An 18,448-nucleotide genomic window follows, 5' to 3' on the forward strand; every position below is an offset into this window, starting at 1 on the left:
AGTGAGAAATGAAGATAATTGATTGAAACTTTGGAGGGGTAAAAATGAAAGTAGTAGTAGCATCTGATCACGGCGGTATGAATATCCGTAAAGAACTTGTAAGTTTATTAGAAGAGTTAAATATTGAATATATTGATTTAGGTTGTGAATGTGAAGCTGGTTCTGTTGATTACCCTGATTTTGCGTTTCCAGCAGCGGAAATGGTAGCGAATGGCGAAGTAGATCGTGGTATTTTAGTTTGTGGGACAGGCATCGGTATGTCAATTGCAGCAAACAAAGTAAATGGTATTCGTTGTGCATTAGTTCATGATACTTTCAGTGCGAAAGCAACGAGAGAGCATAATGATACGAACATGTTAGCAATGGGCGAGCGTGTAATTGGTGCAGGTCTAGCACGTGACATCGCAAAAATTTGGTTAACAACTGACTATGAAGGTGGCCGTCACGAAAACCGCGTAGGAAAAATTAAAACATACGAAACAAAGTAATAGATTCTAACTAGAAGTAGTATTAAATATAATTTGGTGAACCAACCTGTGAAAGGAAGAGGCGTAATGACAGAAATCGTAAAGGTAAGAGAACAGTTACAAATTTCGCTTTCTGATTTCCAAGAACAAGCTTCATTACAAAGTGGTCAAATTTTTGTAGTGGGGTGTAGCACGAGCGAAGTGCTAGGAGAAAGAATTGGGACGTCAGGAACGATGGAAGTAGCAGAGGCGATTTTTTCTGAGTTAAAACAATTTCAAGAGCAAACAGGTATTGAGTTGGCGTTTCAATGTTGTGAGCATTTAAACCGTGCTTTAGTAGTTGAGAGAGAGTTAGCGATGAAATATCAATTTGAAATTGTAACAGTTACGCCTGTTCGATCAGCAGGTGGTGCATTAGCAACATATGCGTATCACAATTTGAAAGATCCGGTAGTAATTGAGTTTATTAAAGCAGATGCAGGAATGGATATTGGTGATACATTTATTGGTATGCATTTAAAGCATGTAGCTGTTCCGGTTCGTACAGGTGTGAAGGAAATTGGAAGTGCGCATGTAACGATGGCAACTACACGTGGAAAACTAATTGGTGGAGCACGTGCTGTTTATGCGGCGAAGGAAGAGACTATCTCTTGCCGTTAGACATGAAAAATTATAAAGTCGCATAATAGCTTTATATCGAAAGATAAAAGGTATGTAGTCTGACCTTATAATAGAAGAAAGAAAAGACCGATTTTCGGTCTTTTTTTTCTTTTATGATATAGAAAGTCATGTTAGAATGTAGTTGAAAACATGAAGGTTCGAAAGAATTACAACCTGAATTTTCGTTTTTTCTGAATAAATGAGAAAAAACTATTGGGAATCGATGTAATTCGTTCAGAAAAGGGGGATTTTGGTGAATCATTTAAAACGTCAAGATGAAAAGGTATTTGCTGCAATTGAGGCAGAACTAGGAAGACAGCGTTCAAAGATTGAGTTAATTGCTTCGGAAAACTTCGTAAGTGAAGCAGTAATGGAGGCGCAAGGTTCTGTTTTAACGAATAAGTATGCTGAGGGATATCCTGGAAAACGTTACTATGGTGGCTGTGAGCACGTAGACGTAGTGGAAGATATCGCACGTGATCGCGCGAAAGAAATTTTTGGCGCAGAGCATGTAAATGTTCAACCGCATTCTGGTGCACAAGCGAACATGGCAGTATACTTCACGATTTTAGAGCAAGGCGATACAGTACTTGGTATGAATTTATCTCATGGTGGTCACTTAACACACGGAAGCCCTGTTAACTTCAGTGGAGTACAATATAATTTCGTAGAATATGGCGTGGATGCTGAATCTCACCGTATTAATTACGATGATGTATTAGCAAAAGCGAAAGAACATAAACCAAAATTAATCGTTGCAGGTGCAAGTGCATATCCTCGTGTTATCGATTTCAAACGATTCCGTGAGATTGCAGATGAAGTGGGTGCATACTTTATGGTTGATATGGCACATATCGCTGGTTTAGTAGCTGCTGGTTTACATCCAAACCCAGTACCACATGCACATTTCGTTACAACGACAACACATAAAACATTACGTGGTCCACGTGGTGGTATGATTTTATGTGAAGAGCAATTTGCAAAACAAATTGATAAATCAATCTTCCCTGGTATTCAAGGTGGTCCACTTATGCACGTAATTGCTGCAAAAGCTGTTGCATTTGGTGAGACGCTACAAGATGATTTTAAAACATATGCACAAAATATCATTAATAATGCGAACCGCTTAGCTGAAGGTCTTCAAAAAGAAGGACTTACACTTGTTTCTGGTGGAACAGACAATCATTTAATCCTGATTGATGTTCGTAACTTAGAAATCACAGGTAAAGTAGCAGAGCACGTATTAGATGAAGTTGGTATTACAGTGAACAAAAATACAATTCCATTTGAAACAGCAAGCCCATTTGTAACAAGTGGTGTACGTATCGGTACGGCAGCTGTAACATCTCGTGGTTTCGGTTTAGAAGAAATGGATGAAATTGCGTCACTTATTGCTTACACATTAAAAAATCATGAAAATGAAGCTGCATTAGAAGAAGCAGGTAAGCGTGTAGAAGCGTTAACGAGCAAATTCCCAATGTACACAGACCTATAATAGATTAAAGAAGACTGCTGAGACGTAATTGTTTTGGCAGTTTTTTTTTTGGACATATATTGTTCTTTAAGTATGTATACAAATGATGAATAAATTTTGGCGATATAATGAAGGATACAGCTCCCATAATTGGTAAAGATACTAGATAGATTCATCGTAAAATCATGATTTTGCCAAATTTGCCCTTGAATATTAGTAGCGTTTTCTTTACAATCGTAAATAGTGTAAAAAAGCGTGCAAACGCATGAATATCATCTAAAGGAGAGATTCACATGGGAAAACTGTATGTATTTGATCACCCGTTAATTCAACATAAGATTACATATATTCGCGATAAGAATACAGGTACGAAAGATTTTCGTGAATTAGTGGACGAAGTAGCAAGTTTAATGGCTTTCGAAATTACTCGCGATCTTCCACTTAAAGACATTGAAATTGAAACACCTGTAAGCAAAGCGACAACAAAAGTGATCGCTGGTAAAAAGCTTGGTTTAATTCCGATTTTACGTGCAGGTTTAGGAATGGTTGATGGAATTCTGAAATTAATTCCAGCAGCAAAAGTAGGACACGTTGGTTTATACCGTGACCCTAAAACATTGCAACCGGTAGAATACTATGTGAAACTTCCAACGGATGTAGAAGAGCGTGACTTCATCGTACTAGATCCGATGCTAGCAACAGGTGGTTCTGCAGCTGAAGCAATTAACTCTCTGAAAAAGCGCGGTGCAAAACAAATTAAATTAATGTGTATCGTTGCAGCTCCAGAAGGAGTAAAAGTAGTACAAGAAGAACATCCTGATGTTGATATTTATGTAGCAGCATTAGATGAAAAATTAAATGACCACGGATATGTAGTACCAGGTCTTGGTGATGCTGGTGACCGTTTATTCGGAACGAAGTAAGACAACTGACGAGAGGGGGTTCCCTCTCGTTTTTTTGTACCTTGATGAGGTAGGGGAGGGGGGATAAATATACATAGTATATACAACATAAGTTGCATACACATCACATATAATATAGAAGTCTTACGTCTAAAGAGCACTATATTATGGAAGGAAAGCGTTATATCTTAAAAATATAATAGTGACAAACTTGTGAACATTTCCTTCTATTATAAAGAGAAAACTGTTAGAAATTGCATATCTCTAACCAGTATTTAGAAGGGGAACGTTTTCATTTTTGGGAGGAAATGACTAATACTCAAATTTTTTGATTTTTTACGATTTCTCGTTGACACTGTTAATACCCTATTGTATGCTAACAACGGGGATAGATGGTAGGGCTTTCAGTGACAAAAATACATCTATTCCGTGACGAAAATGTAAACTTTTTATTTTGTATAGGATTTATGCAAAAAAATGAGTTATTATTAACACATCGTGAATGAGGGTTACATATTGGAGGGATGAATCCTTGCAAAAAAACGATCGCAGCCATATAAAAGCTTATGCTTTAATGTCAGGTATTCTTGCTCAGTTAGTCGGTTCTATTCTTATTGGAATCTTTGGTGGGCAGTGGATTGATAGTAAGGTTGGAACGTTTCCATTGTTTCTTATTATAGGGTTATTACTCGGATTAGGAACAGGGATATACGCAATGATTCGACTCATTCGACATTACTATTCGGGAGAGCAATGATGATAGACGTACATGGACTTGTCCAAAGACAAAAGAAATATATGTACTACTTGCTTGCGCTTCTAGTGCTAGGATGGGGATTCACCTCTTACAAGGATGTATTTCTTGGGCTGATTATCGGAACGATTTTCAGTTTTCTTAGTTTGCGCATCATTGCACGTAGAACAGACAAGCTGTTGGATCGCGTAACAAATGGAGAAAACGTGAAATTTAAGGCGACAGCGGTAAGTACATATTCGAGATTTGCCACGATTGGATTATTAATTTTATTTGCAGCCAAATATCAAGAGTTAATTGCGATGTGGGGCCTAGGTGTAGGATTGCTGACAGGATACCTTGTCATGATCATAGATTTTCTTTATTTAGAGTATAAGAGCAGGGAAGAGAGGTGAATTACTAGTGGAACACGGTAAATTAGTTGAATTTCTAGGTTTAACGTTCGATTTGTCATCAGTTATGATGGTTACTGTAGCAGCAGTTATTGTTTTCTTAATCGCTGTTATTGGAACTCGCAGTTTAGCCCTTCGCCCAACCGGGATGCAAAACTTCATGGAATGGGTGTTTGACTTCGTGAAAGGGATTATCAATAGTACGATGGATTGGAAAACAGGTGGACGTTTCTTAACGCTTGGCGTTACGCTTATCATGTTTATCATCGTATCGAACTTCCTTGGTTTACCATTCATGTATTCAACAGTTGAGGCTGGCGAACATATTGCATGGTGGAGATCACCAACGTCTGATCCAGCAGTTGCATTAACATTAGCCGTGATGGTAGTTACCCTCACCCATTATTATGGAATTAAGATGAAGGGTACGAAAGAATACGTAAAAGGTTATTTCCAACCTATGAAATTCTTATTCCCATTAAAGGTTATTGAGGAGTTTGCTAACACATTAACGTTAGGTCTTCGTTTATTCGGTAACATTTATGCAGGTGAGATCTTATTAGGATTACTTGCTAAGTTAGGCGGGGCATCATTCCTTGGAGCATTAGGTGCGCTTGTACCAATGTTAGCATGGATGGGATTCAGTGTATTCGTTGGATCAATCCAGTCATTTATTTTCGTTATGTTAACGATGGTTTATATGGCTCATAAAGTAAGCCATGACCATTAATATAATTTAAGTAAGAAAAAATTTATTTTTTTATAATACAAAGGAGGACAAATTAAATGAGTTTAGGTGTAATCGCAGCTGCAATTGCAATTGGTTTATCAGCATTAGGTGCAGGTATTGGTAACGGTCTTATCGTATCACGTACAATCGAAGGTGTTGCTCGTCAACCAGAATTAAAAGGCGCGCTTCAAACAATTATGTTCATCGGGGTTGCTTTAGTTGAGGCACTTCCAATCATCGGTGTAGTTATTGCATTCATCGTAATGAACAAATAAGGGAGACTCCCCTTACATAGATGGCGAAGAGTGTTTTTCCGAACTTTCTTCGCCATTGCTTTATGAACGAAACGTATGTCTTTTTTTTTCATATGATCAATTTAGATATTTTGAAGGGAGTGAATCCTTGTGCCAACTTTATTATTAGGGGCTTCCATTCCATTTGGAACGATTGCTTATACATTGTTCATTTTCTTACTTCTATTAGTAATGCTACGCAAATTCGCGTGGGGTCCTTTAATGGGAATTATGAAAGAACGTGAAGAGCATGTTACTAATGAAATCGACGCTGCAGAAAGAAGTAACGCTGAAGCGAAGAAATTAGTAGAAGAACAACGTGAAATGTTAAAACAATCGCGTGTTGAAGCACAAGAGTTAATCGAAAGAGCGAAAAAACAAGCTGTAGATCAAAAAGATGTTATTGTTGCTGCTGCGAAAGAAGAAGCAGAATCAATTAAAGCATCTGCTGTACAAGAAATTCAACGCGAAAAAGAGCAAGCGATTGCTGCTTTACAAGAACAAGTCGCTTCTTTATCTGTTCAAATTGCTTCTAAAGTAATTGAAAAAGAGTTAAAAGAAGAAGATCAAGTTAAGTTAATTCGCGATTATATTAAAGAAGTAGGAGAAGCGCGATGAGCAATGGGATTGTAGCAAAACGTTATGCTGTCGCTCTTTTTAAAATTGCAAAAGAAAAACACGTATTAGAAATGTTTGAAGAGGAATTACGCCTTGTACAAAACGTTTATGTAAAGAACGGAGAACTACATAGCTTTTTAACGCAACCGAACATTTCAAAGGAACAAAAGAAAACGTTTCTTGCAAACGTATTCGGATCTGTTTCTGAATCTATTTTAAATACGTTATATATTTTAATTGATAACAAACGCATTGATATCTTACCTGAAATTGCAGATGAATATGTTGTTCTTGCTAATGAAGAACGTAACGTAGCCGACGCAACTGTATATTCTACTCGTCTTCTATCAGAAGAAGAGAAGCTTAACATTGCAGAAGCATTTGCAAAGAGAACGGGAAAAGATGCAATTCGCGTAAAAAATGTTGTAGATGAAGATTTACTAGGCGGCATTAAAGTACGTATTGGAAATCGCATTTACGACGGAAGCTTACAAGGAAAATTAGCACGTATTCAGCGTGAATTAATGAAGAATAGATAGGGGTGAAGCACATGAGCATCAGAGCTGAAGAAATTAGCGCACTGATAAAGCAACAAATCGAGAACTATCAGTCTGAAATCGAAGTTAGTGATGTTGGTACAGTTATCCAAGTTGGTGACGGTATTGCGCGTGCTCATGGTCTTGATAACGTTATGGCTGGTGAACTTGTAGAGTTCTCTAACGGCGTTATGGGACTAGCACAAAACTTAGAGGAAAACAACGTAGGTATCATTATTTTAGGACCTTATACAGAAATTCGTGAAGGTGACGAAGTTCGTCGTACTGGTCGCATCATGCAAGTACCAGTAGGAAAAGAACTAATCGGTCGTGTTGTAAACCCATTAGGTCAACCAGTTGATGGTTTAGGCCCAATCAATACAACAAACACTCGTCCAATCGAAAGTCCAGCACCAGGTGTAATGGATCGTAAATCTGTTCATGAGCCACTTCAAACAGGTATTAAAGCGATCGATGCTCTTGTACCAATTGGCCGTGGTCAACGTGAGTTAATCATTGGTGACCGTCAAACAGGTAAAACAGCAGTTGCACTTGATACAATCATTAACCAAAAAGATGAAGATATGATTTGTATCTATGTAGCTATCGGACAAAAAGAATCAACTGTACGTAACGTAGTAGAAACACTACGTAAGCACGGTGCATTAGATTACACAATCGTTGTAACTGCATCAGCTTCTCAACCAGCTCCATTATTATACTTAGCTGCTTATGCTGGTGTAACAATGGGTGAAGAGTTCATGTACAATGGTAAACACGTATTAGTAGTATATGATGACTTATCAAAACAAGCAGCGGCTTACCGTGAGCTTTCATTACTATTACGTCGTCCTCCAGGTCGTGAAGCATATCCAGGGGATGTATTCTACTTACATTCTCGCTTATTAGAGCGTGCAGCAAAATTAAGTGATGCAAGAGGCGGCGGTTCTTTAACTGCACTACCTTTCATCGAAACACAAGCAGGGGACGTATCAGCTTACATCCCAACAAACGTAATTTCTATTACGGATGGACAAATCTTCTTACAATCTGACCTATTCTTCTCTGGCGTACGTCCAGCGATTGATGCGGGTACTTCTGTATCTCGTGTAGGTGGATCTGCTCAGATTAAAGCAATGAGTAAAGTATCAGGTACACTTCGTCTTGACCTTGCATCTTACCGTGAGTTAGAAGCGTTCGCTCAGTTCGGTTCTGACCTTGATAAAGCAACTCAAGCGAAACTAAACCGTGGTGCTCGTACTGTTGAGGTATTAAAACAAGGATTACACAAACCATTACGTGTAGAGAAACAAGTTATCATTCTTTACGCTTTAACACGTGGATTCCTAGATGATATCCCAGTAGTAGATATCACTCGTTTCGAAGAAGAATTCCATGCTTGGTTAGATTCTAATGCGACTGACTTATTAGAAGAAATCCGCACAACTAAGAAACTTGCGGATGACGACAAATTTGCAGCAGCTATTAATGGATTTAAAAAAGTATTCGTAGCTTCTGAATAATAATTGAAAGTGAAGTCGACTGTTCAGCCCCATCGGCTAAGGTTCTTTCCCACAAAAGGTGCTTTCTACCTTTTGGTGGGGAAGGTTCTTAGACGAAAGGGGCTAGGAGATGGAACTAGATAAATAAAAGCGGAAGCGGCTCGTCCTGAATGTGAGGGGGAAGAAGTGAAGCCACCGAACATTCAAGCCGCTGGAGCTAGATAATAATATATAAAAGGCATCTCAAGTTTTGAGATTGCTGACGGTTATGTAAAGGAAAAGAGTAGGTGCACCTATTCTTTTCCTTCAATCATGAGCAAGAATATCTTGCAACGTAGATTAGGAAGAGAATTCTTACTAATCGTGCCAACTTCCGGAAAAAAGGTGGTGAAAACCTGTGGCATCTTTACGCGATATAAAAGCGAAGATTAACTCGACAAAGAAAACGAGTCAAATTACGAAAGCGATGGAGATGGTATCTGCATCTAAGTTAAACCGTGCAGAGCAAAATGCTAAATCTTTCGTTCCGTATATGGAAAAGATTCAAGAAGTAGTAGCGAGCATTGCGCAAGGAAGTAAAGGAATTAATCATCCCATGCTAAATGCGCGTCCTGTAAAGCGTACAGGATACATCGTTATTACATCTGATCGCGGACTAGCAGGTGGTTATAACAGTAACGTATTGCGTACAGTGAGTAACGTAATTCGTGAACGTCATAATATGGACTCAAACCAATATTCAATTATTGTGCTTGGCCGACTAGGACGTGATTATTTAAAACGTCGCGGCTTTAACATCATTGATGAAGTAGTTGGACTATCTGACCACCCATCATTTACTGATATTAAAGATCTTGCTTCTCGAGCAATTGCGATGTTTGCAGATGGTGCTTATGATGAGCTGTATATTTACTACAACCATTACGTAAGTAAAATTTCACAAGAAGTAACGGAAAATAAAATTTTACCGCTTACTGATGTGGCGTCTGATAAACCGACGACAGCTTATGAATTTGAACCTTCTGAAGAAGAAATTTTAAAAGTACTATTGCCACAATACGCAGAAAGCTTAGTGTACGGTGCATTACTAGACGGTAAAGCAAGTGAACACGCAGCGCGTATGACAGCAATGAAGAGTGCTACAGACAATGCAATGGAAGTTATCGATTCACTTACACTTTCATTCAACCGTGCGCGTCAGGCAGCGATTACGCAAGAAATTACGGAAATCGTTGGTGGAGCAGCAGCGTTAGAGTAGTAATAAAAAGCGTAGGCGGTTCGTTCAGAATGAGAGGGGGATGGAGCTTTTGACGTAGAGGCGATTTGTGCCTCGCAGGAAAAAGCGAAGCCACCGAACATTCTAACCGCCGGAGCTAGATTCAGTAAAAAGTGGAAGCGGCTCTTTTCAAAGAGTCGCGTAAGCTATAAACCAATACAAAATGAAAAGCTAACTGCTCGTAGCAAGTTGGCTAATTAAAAGAAAGCTAGGAGGGAACCCGATGAATAAAGGGCGCGTTACGCAAATCATGGGTCCGGTTGTAGACGTTAAGTTTGATGGCGGAAAGCTACCAGAAATCTACAACGCCCTTACGGTAAAACAAAGCAACGAAAACGGAACAAGCATTAACTTAACATTTGAAGTTGCACTTCATTTAGGTGATGATACAGTTCGTACAGTTGCAATGTCTTCCACAGACGGACTTGTTCGTGGTACAGAAGTAGAAGATACTGGTAAAGCAATCTCTGTACCAGTTGGTGATGCAACACTTGGTCGCGTATTTAACGTATTAGGTGATGCAATTGACTTAGATGGTGAGGTTCCTGCCGATGTACGTCGTGATCCAATTCACCGTCAAGCACCTGCATTCGAAGAATTATCTACTAAAGTAGAAATTCTTGAAACTGGTATTAAAGTAGTAGACTTACTTGCTCCTTACATTAAGGGTGGTAAGATCGGTCTATTCGGTGGTGCCGGTGTAGGTAAAACGGTATTAATTCAGGAATTAATTAATAACATCGCACAAGAACACGGTGGTATCTCTGTATTCGCTGGTGTAGGTGAGCGTACTCGTGAGGGTAACGATTTATACCACGAAATGAGCGATTCTGGCGTAATTAAGAAAACTGCGATGGTATTCGGACAAATGAACGAGCCACCTGGAGCACGTCAACGTGTTGCATTAACAGGTTTAACAATGGCTGAACATTTCCGTGATGAGCAAGGACAAGACGTACTTCTGTTCATCGATAATATCTTCCGTTTCACGCAAGCAGGTTCTGAAGTATCTGCCCTTCTTGGTCGTATGCCATCTGCGGTAGGTTACCAACCGACACTTGCAACAGAAATGGGTCAATTACAAGAGCGTATTACATCTACAAATAAAGGATCTATCACGTCTATCCAAGCGGTATATGTACCAGCCGATGACTATACGGATCCAGCACCAGCTACAACGTTCGCTCACTTAGATGCAACAACAAACTTAGAGCGTCGTTTAACACAAATGGGTATTTACCCAGCCGTAGATCCATTAGCATCTACATCTCGTGCACTTTCTCCAGAAATCGTAGGAGAAGAGCATTATGAAGTAGCTCGTCAAGTACAGCAAACTTTACAACGTTACAAAGAGCTTCAAGATATCATCGCTATCTTAGGTATGGATGAGTTATCTGAAGAAGATAAGTTAGTTGTACATCGTGCTCGTCGAATTCAATTCTTCTTATCTCAAAACTTCCACGTAGCTGAGCAGTTTACAGGTCAAAAAGGTTCTTACGTACCTGTAAAAAATACAGTTAGTGGTTTCAAAGAAATTCTAGAAGGAAAATATGATGACCTTCCAGAAGATGCATTCCGTCTTGTAGGTAGTATTGAAGAAGTTATTGAAAACGCGAAGAAAATGATGGCGTAAGGCCTTAGGAGGGACGAATTATGAAGACATTTCCAGTCAGTATTGTAACTCCTGATGGACCGGTTTACGAAAAAGAAGTAGAAATGGTAAGCGTAAAAGCAGAGAGTGGGGAAATGGGGATCTTACCGGGTCACATTCCAACTGTTGCACCATTAAAAATTAGTGCAGTTCGTCTGAAACATGGTGGACACACTGATTATGTAGCAGTAAGCGGTGGCTTTATCGAAGTTCGTCCAGATAAAGTAACTGTATTATCATCATCTGCTGAAGAAGCAAACCATATCGATATCCATCGCGCAAATGAAGCGAAGCGTCGCGCTGAGCAACGTATGCAAGATAAACAAGCACATGTTGACTTTAGACGTGCAGAAATGGCATTACAACGTGCTGTGAACCGTTTAAACGTTTCCGATATGAAATAAAAAATCCGTAAAGGCTTTGCCTTTACGGATTTTTTTTGTGTAGTTCATGGATAATTTTACAAAATTGGTATAATTATATTGATGCTTGTATAAGTAGAGAATGTACAACAATTTATAAAGGGGATGAATAAATGATCGGTGAAATGAAACGAGAAGCGTTGCACTCTTTAAAGGGAAAATGGGGACTAGGTGTTGGATCAACGATTTTATATTTTATTTTAAGTTAGGTTGTTTCAATGGCTGCAATGCTTATACTTTTAATTCCAGGAGTTATTATATTTTTACTATTTGCTGGTTTAACAGGTTCACTTGAAGAGGAAACAATATCAATTGGAGCAGGTATTACATTTGGTATTTTTTATTGCATCATAATAATTTTGAGTAACGCATCGTATGGAATTACCTCATACGGTTATACAAATGTATTTTTACAGATGAGTAAACGAGAAGGTGCTAAAGTAGATCACTTATTCGAAGGGTTTCGTGGCTTTAAAAGAATGATGAAAACAATGTGGGCAATGCTTGCGATTTTGTTATATACAGGTACATGGATTCCAATGTTGCTAGTAGCCTTATTCGCATTTTTCGGTGAAGAAGGAAATACGTCGTTTACTATCGCTTTCTTTGTACTATTAGCTATTTCAATCGTTGTTATGATTGTGATGTATTTTTCTTATACGATGACGTACTATGTAATGATTGAAAATCCAGAGTATATTGTGTCACGAGCAATGAAAGAAAGTAAGCATCTTATGAAGGGACATAAGTTAGATTTATTTCTTTTATGGCTTAGTTTTATAGGATGGGGTATTTTAGCGATTTTAACACTCGGAATAGGATTTCTTTGGCTTAGTCCGTATGTGAGTACAACGACAGCGCATTTTTATCGCTATCTTTCAAAAGATGAATTGTAGTAGGAACATGCTATACTAATAGAGTTATTACGTATAGGAGGAACAATATGATTAGTGATTTAAAAGGAGAAGCGCTAGATTCATTAGAAGGGAAATGGGGATTAGCTGTCGGGGCAACATTATTGATTTCGATTCTTATTTCAGCTTTTAGTTTTAGTATTGATTTCATTTTCTTTCAATTTTGGGATTGGAAAGAAGTAAATAACTCACTTTCAGTAGACGTTATTACAATATTGATGGTAGGTCCATTAACGCTAGGTGGTTATCATTTAGCACTACATATCATTCGTGAAAAAGAAGCGAGTATTGGGCATATATTCAGATGGTTTACAGAAGGAAGTAAGTTTATAAAGTCATTTTTATTATATATAGTAGTGAACATTTATATTTTCTTATGGTTTTTATTATTTATTATTCCAGGCATTATTAAATCATTTTCTTATGCGATGACGTACTTTATAATAAATGATCATCCTGAGTATTCTATAAATCAAGCTATTACAGAAAGCCGTCGTATGATGGATGGACATAAGATGGAGTATTTCATTTTATGTTTAAGTTTTATTGGTTGGTTTATATTAAGTTGTATTACATTAGGGATTGGATTCTTATGGCTAATTCCATATTTTTATACGACGTCAGCAGCTTTTTATGAAGAAATTGCAGAGGAATATTACGAGAAAAAAATTCCGACAGTATAAAAACACCCAGTATGAGCTATTGGTTCATACTGGGTGTTTTTTGTAGAAATTTTATAAATTGATGACTAGTAAGTGGTTTACTGAAATAGTAACCTTGCATATATTTACAGTTGTTATTTTGTAGAAACTTAAGTTGTTTTTCCGTTTCAATTCCTTCAGCAACGACAGAAAGATTTAAAGTATTCGCAAGGGAAAGGATAGTGGAAACGATGGCTCTTTCCTCAGGCCGATGATCGGCTAGTTGTGTAAATTCTCTCGGTACTTTTAATGTATCGATAGGGAAAATTGATAAATAAGCGAGAGAAGAATAGCCGGTACCGAAGTCATCAATGGACGTTTGTATACCATATTCCTTTAATTGCTTTAGCCTGGATAATGTTTCTTTTTCGTTGATCATCGCAATTCGTTCTGTTAGCTCAAGTGTTACATGCTTTGGATCGACTTTAATGTCTGTTAGTATTTGTGAAATGTTCTTGATTAAATTCTCTTGCTGGAACTCTTTTGCTGATAAGTTCACACTTATTTTTAAATCTTTGTAGCCAAAAGTATGCCATATTTTTAACTGGCGACAAGATTCTTTTAATACCCAATGACCGAGCGGAACGACTTGTGGCGTCTCTTCTACAATTGGAATGAACTCACATGGCGGAATGTCACCTAGGAGTGGGTGTTTCCAGCGTATTAATGCTTCGGCACCAATAATCTTTTTCGTCGTAATATCAACTTGTGGTTGATAGACGAGATAAAATTCTTCGTTTACTAAAGCGAGTGGTAAATCTTTTTCAATTCGGGCTTTTCGTTCCATTTTTTTATACAATTCTTTCGTGTACAGAGAGCTACCATTTTTTCCTTTGTTCTTTGCTTCGTACATGGCCATATCGGCATGCTGTAAAATAGACAATGGATCTTCACCTGCTTCAGGATATATTGCAATCCCGATGCTCGGTGAGATTTGTAAATGTTGATTTTCGATTTCGAATGGTTCGTTCATGGCTGCTACAATCGTATCAGCTATTTTTTTTACATCTGGTCTTTTTTTATAATTTTCGATAAGGATTGTGAACTCATCCCCAGCTAGCCGGGCAAGCTTCATATTTGGTGTCGATAGTCTTTCGAGTCTTTTTGCTACTGCAATTAATAGAAGGTCTCCTACCCTATGACCGAGGGTATCATTAATAACCTTAAAGCGGTCTAGGTCGAGAAACATAACAGCAAAAGGCCTTTTTGATATTTCGGATCGAGCAATTGCTTGTTCTACATATTGATGAAATGCACGGCGATTTGCAAGCTCTGTTAAAGTATCATGGTATGCCAGAAAATTAATTTGTTCTTGTTGTTGTTTGCTTTCCGTAATATCTTTAATCATTAAATAAACGCCAGAAATATGATTCTTTAAAAAGATAGGAACAGCTGTAACATGCAAGTAGTAAATATCTCTATTTTTATGATACGCCCGTATTTCTAAAGAAATAGATTTCCCCTTTTTTACGCGATGAAAGGCATTAATGATTTCTTCCAAATCTTCTTCATACATAAGTGAATAGTAAGGCTGATTTAATAATTCATTCGTTTGATAACCGAGCAAAGTAGTACCAGCGTTATTCACTTTGAGAAAATTACCGTACAAATCTAAAGTGAAGATTGGATCTGGATGATGCTCATATAAAGATTTAAACATCTGTTGGTTATGATATAGTTCATTTTTTTGTTCTACTAAATCTTCTGTACGTAGTTCAATTTGTTTTTCGAGTTCCGAGTTGAATTGCATTTGGGCTAGTAATAATATTTTATTTTGTCTTCGAACTAAACTATGGCGTATGAGAACGAAGGAGAAAGTTATCATAAGCCCGATTACTACAATAGGTGCAAAAACATATTCAACTAATATAAAAACAATAAGCATTACTACAGAAATATAAGGTAATGATAATCTGATCGATTCCCCAAGTTTAGGGGTTAATAGTACTTGTTCTTGTTTTTCAGGTTCTTTTGTATGCAGAATACAGGCGATTGCTACTAGTACTAAAGCTACTTGATAGAGAGGAGTAACTGTAAACATAGAATACTCTGGTGTGAAGTATTTGATATAAGCATAAATCGCGTCTGTAGTAGCATACAAAATTAAAGCACCGCCAAGAAGCGCACCAACTTTTTTTGATAATAAGGATAAAGGCTTGAATAAAAGATTGATTCCTATGAGAAAAAAGAGTAAATCGGCCATTGGATAGGTAAGTTGAACAAATATGTCGATATAGGATGTTGAAGAGACGTGAATGGTTCGTTCGATAAGTAAGTAGTAACTTAAAGTAAATTGGGCTGTAACAATAATACAAATATCACATATCATAAAAAGCTTTTCTAATAAATCGCGGTTATAGATGATTTCATATAGAAAGGCAAATGCAAAGCTAATTAAAAAAAGTAGGTAAAAAAAGTCAGACGGATCAACGAATGTATAGTAATCCTTTAAAATTAAACGTTGATAGGCAACGACTAAATCACCAATGAAATAAGAGAGGGTTCCAACAGATAATATGGTCCAAAATAAACGAGGTAACCCTTCTTTCCTATTTGAAAAATAAAGTATATAACTACAAGCGATAATATCAATGAATAAGGTACTCATTCCAATTAATATTTGAAAAGGAAATGAGTATTCATATAGAAAAGGCATTGCCACGTAATGAATTGCTATAGACAACAATATAATGCTTATAAGAATACTTACATGTGTTTGTTTTTTCATTTATCTCACCCACGATATATACATATAAATTCCTCTTTTTATTTTTTATTGAAAAACATATATAATTTCTATACTTATTTTGCACAGGTATAGCGAGTTATAAAAATAGATTTTAATAATTCTCGTTTCTGTTCCCAACATATCGACATAGGAATTTGAAGTTTGCTATAATGATTAAAATAGTTGCATTATTTAGAAAAATTTAAAAATAATAATTACTGCAACTAGGACATATTGTTTACTAAGTGAACTTGTTCTTAATTCAGGGGGGAGGGTTTCACAATGGCAAGTGTATATGAAAATAGTTATATGATCGTTTTGATTTTCTTGCTATTAGGCATATTGCTGCCGGTAGTGGCTCTTACATTAGGAAGGATGCTGCGTCCAAACAAACCAAGTGCAGCGAAAGCGACGACGTATGAGAGTGGGATTGAGCCCTTTCATGATGCAAACATTCGGTTTCATGCTCGTTATTATATTTTTGCTTTATTGTTTGTCATCTTTGATGTAGAAACTTTATTTTTATATCCATGGGCTGTTGCATATGACAAGCTCGGTTTATTTGCACTGATTGAAATGCTCATCTTTGTTGTAATGTTGCTAGTTGGATTAGCGTATGCTTGGAAAAAGAAGGTGTTACAATGGTTATAAATTTTGAGGAATTACATCCAAATGAACGAGCGGAATTAGAACGAAATATCTTTTTTTCTACATTGGAGCAGTTGAAAGGGTGGGCACGCAGCAATTCTTTATGGCCGATGACATTCGGACTAGCATGCTGTGCAATTGAAATGATGGGAGTAGGTTCGTCACATTACGATTTAGATCGATTTGGGTCATTCTTTCGGACTTCACCAAGGCAATCGGACGTTATGATTGTGTCGGGAACGGTAACGAAGAAGATGGCTCCTATTGTTCGGCGTTTATACGATCAAATGCCTGAACCAAAATGGGTGATTGCAATGGGATCTTGTGCGACAGCAGGTGGCCCATATGTAAATTCATATGCTGTTGTGAAAGGTGTAGATCAAATTGTACCAGTTGACGTGTATATTCCTGGCTGCCCACCAAACCCCGCCGCTTTAATTTATGGAATTAATAAATTGAAAGAAAAAATTCGTTACGAGGCAAAGACGGGAAAGCAGGTGACGAATAAATGAGTGATCCAAATAAAGACCTAGAGGATTTGAAAAGAGAAGCGGCTAGGCGTGCGAAAGAAGAGGCGAGAAAGCGTCTCGTTGCGAAACATGATACGGAAATAAGGAAACTTGAGGAAGAAGATCGAGAAAAAGAGAAAGCGCTACCAAAAAATGATGGTATGACTGTGGAAGAAGCAAAACGACGTGCAGCAGCCGCCGCAAAGGCAAAAGCGGCAGCGTTAGCAAAGCAAAAAAGAGAAGGAACAGAAGAAGTAACGGAAGAAGAGAAGGCCAAAGCGAAGGCGAAGGCAGCAGCCGCCGCAAAGGCAAAAGCGGCAGTGTTAGCAAAGCAAAAAAGAGAAGGAACAAAAGAAGTAACGGAAGAAGAGAAGGCCAAAGCGAAGGCGAAGGCAGCAGCCGCCGCAAAAGCAAAAGCGGCAGCGTTAGCGAAGCAAAAAAGAGAAGGAACAGAAGAGGTAACGGAAGAAGAAAAGGCCAAAGCAAAGGCGAAGGCAGCAGCCGCCGCAAAAGCAAAAGCGGCGGCATTAGCGAAGCAAAAAAGAGAAGGAACAGAAGAAGTAACGAAAGAAGATAAGGCTAAGGCGAAAGCAAAGGCTGTGGCGGCCGCAAAGGCAAAAGCAGCGGCGTTAGCGAAGCAGAAGGCCTCTCAAGGTGATGGGGATTCGGGAGATGAAAAGGCGAAGGCAATTGCAGCAGCGAAGGCAAAAGCAAAAGCGGCTGCGGCAGCAAGGGCGAAGACAAAGGGCGCTGAAGGTAAAGCGGAAGAGGAGCCGAAGCAGGAAGAGCCATCCGTGAATCAGCCGTATTTAAATCAGTATGTTGAAGTTATTAAGGTGAAAATTGGAGAGGATACATTAGTAGATTCCTACATTAATAAACTTTCAAAAGACGTGCCAACTCTTGTGGCGGAGCCCTCAAAATATTATGAAGTAATGGAGTTACTGCGATTCCATGAGGGACTTGCTTTTGATTATATGTCAGAGTTACATGCGACGGATTTTGTGACACATATGGAAGTATATGTTCATTTATTTTCATATGGAAAGAAACAGTCAGTAGCGGTGAAGGTGAAGCTGGATAGGGAAGAGCCGCAAGTAGAATCGGTGACAGCGTTTTGGAAAGGCGCGGACTGGCCAGAACGAGAAGCGTATGATTTGCTCGGCATTGTATTTAAGGGACATCCGAATTTATCACGTATTTTAATGCCTGATGATTGGATAGGGTATCCGCTTAGGAAAGATTATGAACCGCATGATGTGGAGGTGTAG

At 38.1% G+C, this 18,448-nt stretch carries 20 protein-coding genes and 1 pseudogene; 20 read left to right on the plus strand and 1 reads right to left on the minus strand.

Going from position 1 to position 18,448, the window contains the following annotated elements; genetic code table 11:
• Nucleotides 1-44: 44 nt before the first annotated feature.
• The 17 genes and pseudogenes from rpiB (at nucleotide 45) to AC3WTA_RS20085 (ending at nucleotide 13,274) form a co-directional block, all read left to right on the plus strand.
• Nucleotides 45-488, plus strand: coding sequence for a ribose 5-phosphate isomerase B (gene rpiB / locus AC3WTA_RS20005; RefSeq protein WP_000869917.1), 444 nt, complete (start codon nucleotides 45-47; stop codon nucleotides 486-488).
• Between the two features lie 66 nt (nucleotides 489-554).
• The gene (locus AC3WTA_RS20010) at nucleotides 555-1,127 is read left to right on the plus strand and encodes a TIGR01440 family protein (RefSeq protein ID WP_000136363.1); all 573 of its coding nucleotides are present in this window, start codon (nucleotides 555-557) and stop codon (nucleotides 1,125-1,127) included.
• 253 nt (nucleotides 1,128-1,380) lie between these two features.
• Nucleotides 1,381-2,622 (plus strand): serine hydroxymethyltransferase, encoded by a 1,242-nt coding sequence (glyA, locus tag AC3WTA_RS20015; RefSeq protein WP_001015987.1) that lies wholly within the window; start codon nucleotides 1,381-1,383, stop codon nucleotides 2,620-2,622.
• A gap of 272 nt (nucleotides 2,623-2,894) precedes the next feature.
• Nucleotides 2,895-3,524 (plus strand): uracil phosphoribosyltransferase, encoded by a 630-nt coding sequence (upp, locus tag AC3WTA_RS20020; protein WP_000517539.1) that lies wholly within the window; start codon nucleotides 2,895-2,897, stop codon nucleotides 3,522-3,524.
• Nucleotides 3,525-3,895: 371 nt separating this feature from the next.
• Nucleotides 3,896-4,009 (plus strand): DUF4024 domain-containing protein, encoded by a 114-nt coding sequence (locus AC3WTA_RS20025; protein WP_000232961.1) that lies wholly within the window; start codon nucleotides 3,896-3,898, stop codon nucleotides 4,007-4,009.
• Nucleotides 4,010-4,035: 26 nt separating this feature from the next.
• Nucleotides 4,036-4,260, plus strand: coding sequence for an AtpZ/AtpI family protein (locus AC3WTA_RS20030; RefSeq protein ID WP_001171220.1), 225 nt, complete (start codon nucleotides 4,036-4,038; stop codon nucleotides 4,258-4,260).
• Nucleotides 4,260-4,652 (plus strand): ATP synthase subunit I, encoded by a 393-nt coding sequence (locus AC3WTA_RS20035; protein WP_000567600.1) that lies wholly within the window; start codon nucleotides 4,260-4,262, stop codon nucleotides 4,650-4,652. Before AC3WTA_RS20030 ends, AC3WTA_RS20035 begins: the two co-directional genes overlap by 1 nt.
• A gap of 7 nt (nucleotides 4,653-4,659) precedes the next feature.
• Entirely contained in the window at nucleotides 4,660-5,379 is a 720-nt protein-coding gene (atpB, locus tag AC3WTA_RS20040) for a F0F1 ATP synthase subunit A (RefSeq protein WP_000399874.1), read from the plus strand.
• 56 nt (nucleotides 5,380-5,435) lie between these two features.
• Nucleotides 5,436-5,654, plus strand: coding sequence for a F0F1 ATP synthase subunit C (atpE, locus tag AC3WTA_RS20045; RefSeq protein ID WP_000052064.1), 219 nt, complete (start codon nucleotides 5,436-5,438; stop codon nucleotides 5,652-5,654).
• 129 nt (nucleotides 5,655-5,783) lie between these two features.
• The gene (gene atpF, locus AC3WTA_RS20050) at nucleotides 5,784-6,290 is read left to right on the plus strand and encodes a F0F1 ATP synthase subunit B (protein WP_001142625.1); all 507 of its coding nucleotides are present in this window, start codon (nucleotides 5,784-5,786) and stop codon (nucleotides 6,288-6,290) included.
• Nucleotides 6,287-6,829, plus strand: a complete 543-nt coding sequence (atpH, locus tag AC3WTA_RS20055; protein ID WP_000064683.1) for a F0F1 ATP synthase subunit delta — start codon at nucleotides 6,287-6,289, stop codon at nucleotides 6,827-6,829. The genes atpF and atpH overlap by 4 nt, the downstream gene beginning before the upstream one ends.
• 11 nt (nucleotides 6,830-6,840) lie before the next feature.
• Nucleotides 6,841-8,349, plus strand: a complete 1,509-nt coding sequence (gene atpA / locus AC3WTA_RS20060; RefSeq protein WP_000027511.1) for a F0F1 ATP synthase subunit alpha — start codon at nucleotides 6,841-6,843, stop codon at nucleotides 8,347-8,349.
• Nucleotides 8,350-8,725: 376 nt separating this feature from the next.
• A complete protein-coding gene (gene atpG, locus AC3WTA_RS20065; RefSeq protein ID WP_000157696.1) occupies nucleotides 8,726-9,586 on the plus strand; it encodes a F0F1 ATP synthase subunit gamma in 861 nt (286 codons plus the stop codon).
• 241 nt (nucleotides 9,587-9,827) lie between these two features.
• Nucleotides 9,828-11,237 (plus strand): F0F1 ATP synthase subunit beta, encoded by a 1,410-nt coding sequence (gene atpD, locus AC3WTA_RS20070; protein WP_001032604.1) that lies wholly within the window; start codon nucleotides 9,828-9,830, stop codon nucleotides 11,235-11,237.
• Nucleotides 11,238-11,257: 20 nt separating this feature from the next.
• Complete coding sequence (atpC, locus tag AC3WTA_RS20075) at nucleotides 11,258-11,659, plus strand: F0F1 ATP synthase subunit epsilon (RefSeq protein ID WP_000847206.1); 402 nt, start codon at nucleotides 11,258-11,260, stop codon at nucleotides 11,657-11,659.
• A gap of 131 nt (nucleotides 11,660-11,790) precedes the next feature.
• Nucleotides 11,791-12,573: pseudogene (locus tag AC3WTA_RS20080) on the plus strand (DUF975 family protein).
• Between the two features lie 47 nt (nucleotides 12,574-12,620).
• The gene (locus tag AC3WTA_RS20085; protein ID WP_000622449.1) at nucleotides 12,621-13,274 is read left to right on the plus strand and encodes a DUF975 family protein; all 654 of its coding nucleotides are present in this window, start codon (nucleotides 12,621-12,623) and stop codon (nucleotides 13,272-13,274) included.
• 16 nt (nucleotides 13,275-13,290) lie between these two features.
• On the opposite strand, the gene AC3WTA_RS20090 is transcribed toward AC3WTA_RS20085, so the two are convergent.
• Nucleotides 13,291-16,020, minus strand: coding sequence for a putative bifunctional diguanylate cyclase/phosphodiesterase (locus AC3WTA_RS20090; RefSeq protein WP_000744971.1), 2,730 nt, complete (start codon nucleotides 16,018-16,020; stop codon nucleotides 13,291-13,293).
• Nucleotides 16,021-16,302: 282 nt separating this feature from the next.
• Here AC3WTA_RS20090 and nuoA point away from each other — a divergent pair, with 282 nt between their 5' ends.
• Genes nuoA through AC3WTA_RS20105 form a run of 3 tightly spaced genes read left to right on the plus strand, consistent with a single transcriptional unit; the run spans nucleotide 16,303 to nucleotide 18,448 of the window.
• A complete protein-coding gene (gene nuoA / locus AC3WTA_RS20095) occupies nucleotides 16,303-16,671 on the plus strand; it encodes an NADH-quinone oxidoreductase subunit NuoA (protein ID WP_000179273.1) in 369 nt (122 codons plus the stop codon).
• Entirely contained in the window at nucleotides 16,662-17,180 is a 519-nt protein-coding gene (nuoB, locus tag AC3WTA_RS20100) for an NADH-quinone oxidoreductase subunit NuoB (RefSeq protein WP_000236331.1), read from the plus strand. Before nuoA ends, nuoB begins: the two co-directional genes overlap by 10 nt.
• A complete protein-coding gene (locus AC3WTA_RS20105; protein WP_492332975.1) occupies nucleotides 17,177-18,448 on the plus strand; it encodes an NADH-quinone oxidoreductase subunit C in 1,272 nt (423 codons plus the stop codon). Before nuoB ends, AC3WTA_RS20105 begins: the two co-directional genes overlap by 4 nt.

The organism is Bacillus sp. EB106-07-01-XG149 (assembly GCF_058791555.1).

What these genes read in the sequence shown, in the direction of transcription:
- rpiB (WP_000869917.1), top strand. Translation starts at nt 45, where the DNA reads ATGAAAGTAGTAGTAGCATCTGATCACGGCGGTATGAATATCCGTAAA.
- AC3WTA_RS20010 (WP_000136363.1), top strand. Translation starts at nt 555, where the DNA reads ATGACAGAAATCGTAAAGGTAAGAGAACAGTTACAAATTTCGCTTTCT.
- upp (WP_000517539.1), top strand. Translation starts at nt 2,895, where the DNA reads ATGGGAAAACTGTATGTATTTGATCACCCGTTAATTCAACATAAGATT.
- AC3WTA_RS20025 (WP_000232961.1), top strand. Translation starts at nt 3,896, where the DNA reads ATGGTAGGGCTTTCAGTGACAAAAATACATCTATTCCGTGACGAAAAT.
- AC3WTA_RS20035 (WP_000567600.1), top strand. Translation starts at nt 4,260, where the DNA reads ATGATAGACGTACATGGACTTGTCCAAAGACAAAAGAAATATATGTAC.
- atpE (WP_000052064.1), top strand. Translation starts at nt 5,436, where the DNA reads ATGAGTTTAGGTGTAATCGCAGCTGCAATTGCAATTGGTTTATCAGCA.
- atpH (WP_000064683.1), top strand. Translation starts at nt 6,287, where the DNA reads ATGAGCAATGGGATTGTAGCAAAACGTTATGCTGTCGCTCTTTTTAAA.
- atpA (WP_000027511.1), top strand. Translation starts at nt 6,841, where the DNA reads ATGAGCATCAGAGCTGAAGAAATTAGCGCACTGATAAAGCAACAAATC.
- atpD (WP_001032604.1), top strand. Translation starts at nt 9,828, where the DNA reads ATGAATAAAGGGCGCGTTACGCAAATCATGGGTCCGGTTGTAGACGTT.
- atpC (WP_000847206.1), top strand. Translation starts at nt 11,258, where the DNA reads ATGAAGACATTTCCAGTCAGTATTGTAACTCCTGATGGACCGGTTTAC.
- AC3WTA_RS20085 (WP_000622449.1), top strand. Translation starts at nt 12,621, where the DNA reads ATGATTAGTGATTTAAAAGGAGAAGCGCTAGATTCATTAGAAGGGAAA.
- AC3WTA_RS20090 (WP_000744971.1), bottom strand. Translation starts at nt 16,020, where the DNA reads ATGAAAAAACAAACACATGTAAGTATTCTTATAAGCATTATATTGTTG.
- nuoA (WP_000179273.1), top strand. Translation starts at nt 16,303, where the DNA reads ATGGCAAGTGTATATGAAAATAGTTATATGATCGTTTTGATTTTCTTG.
- nuoB (WP_000236331.1), top strand. Translation starts at nt 16,662, where the DNA reads ATGGTTATAAATTTTGAGGAATTACATCCAAATGAACGAGCGGAATTA.
- AC3WTA_RS20105 (WP_492332975.1), top strand. Translation starts at nt 17,177, where the DNA reads ATGAGTGATCCAAATAAAGACCTAGAGGATTTGAAAAGAGAAGCGGCT.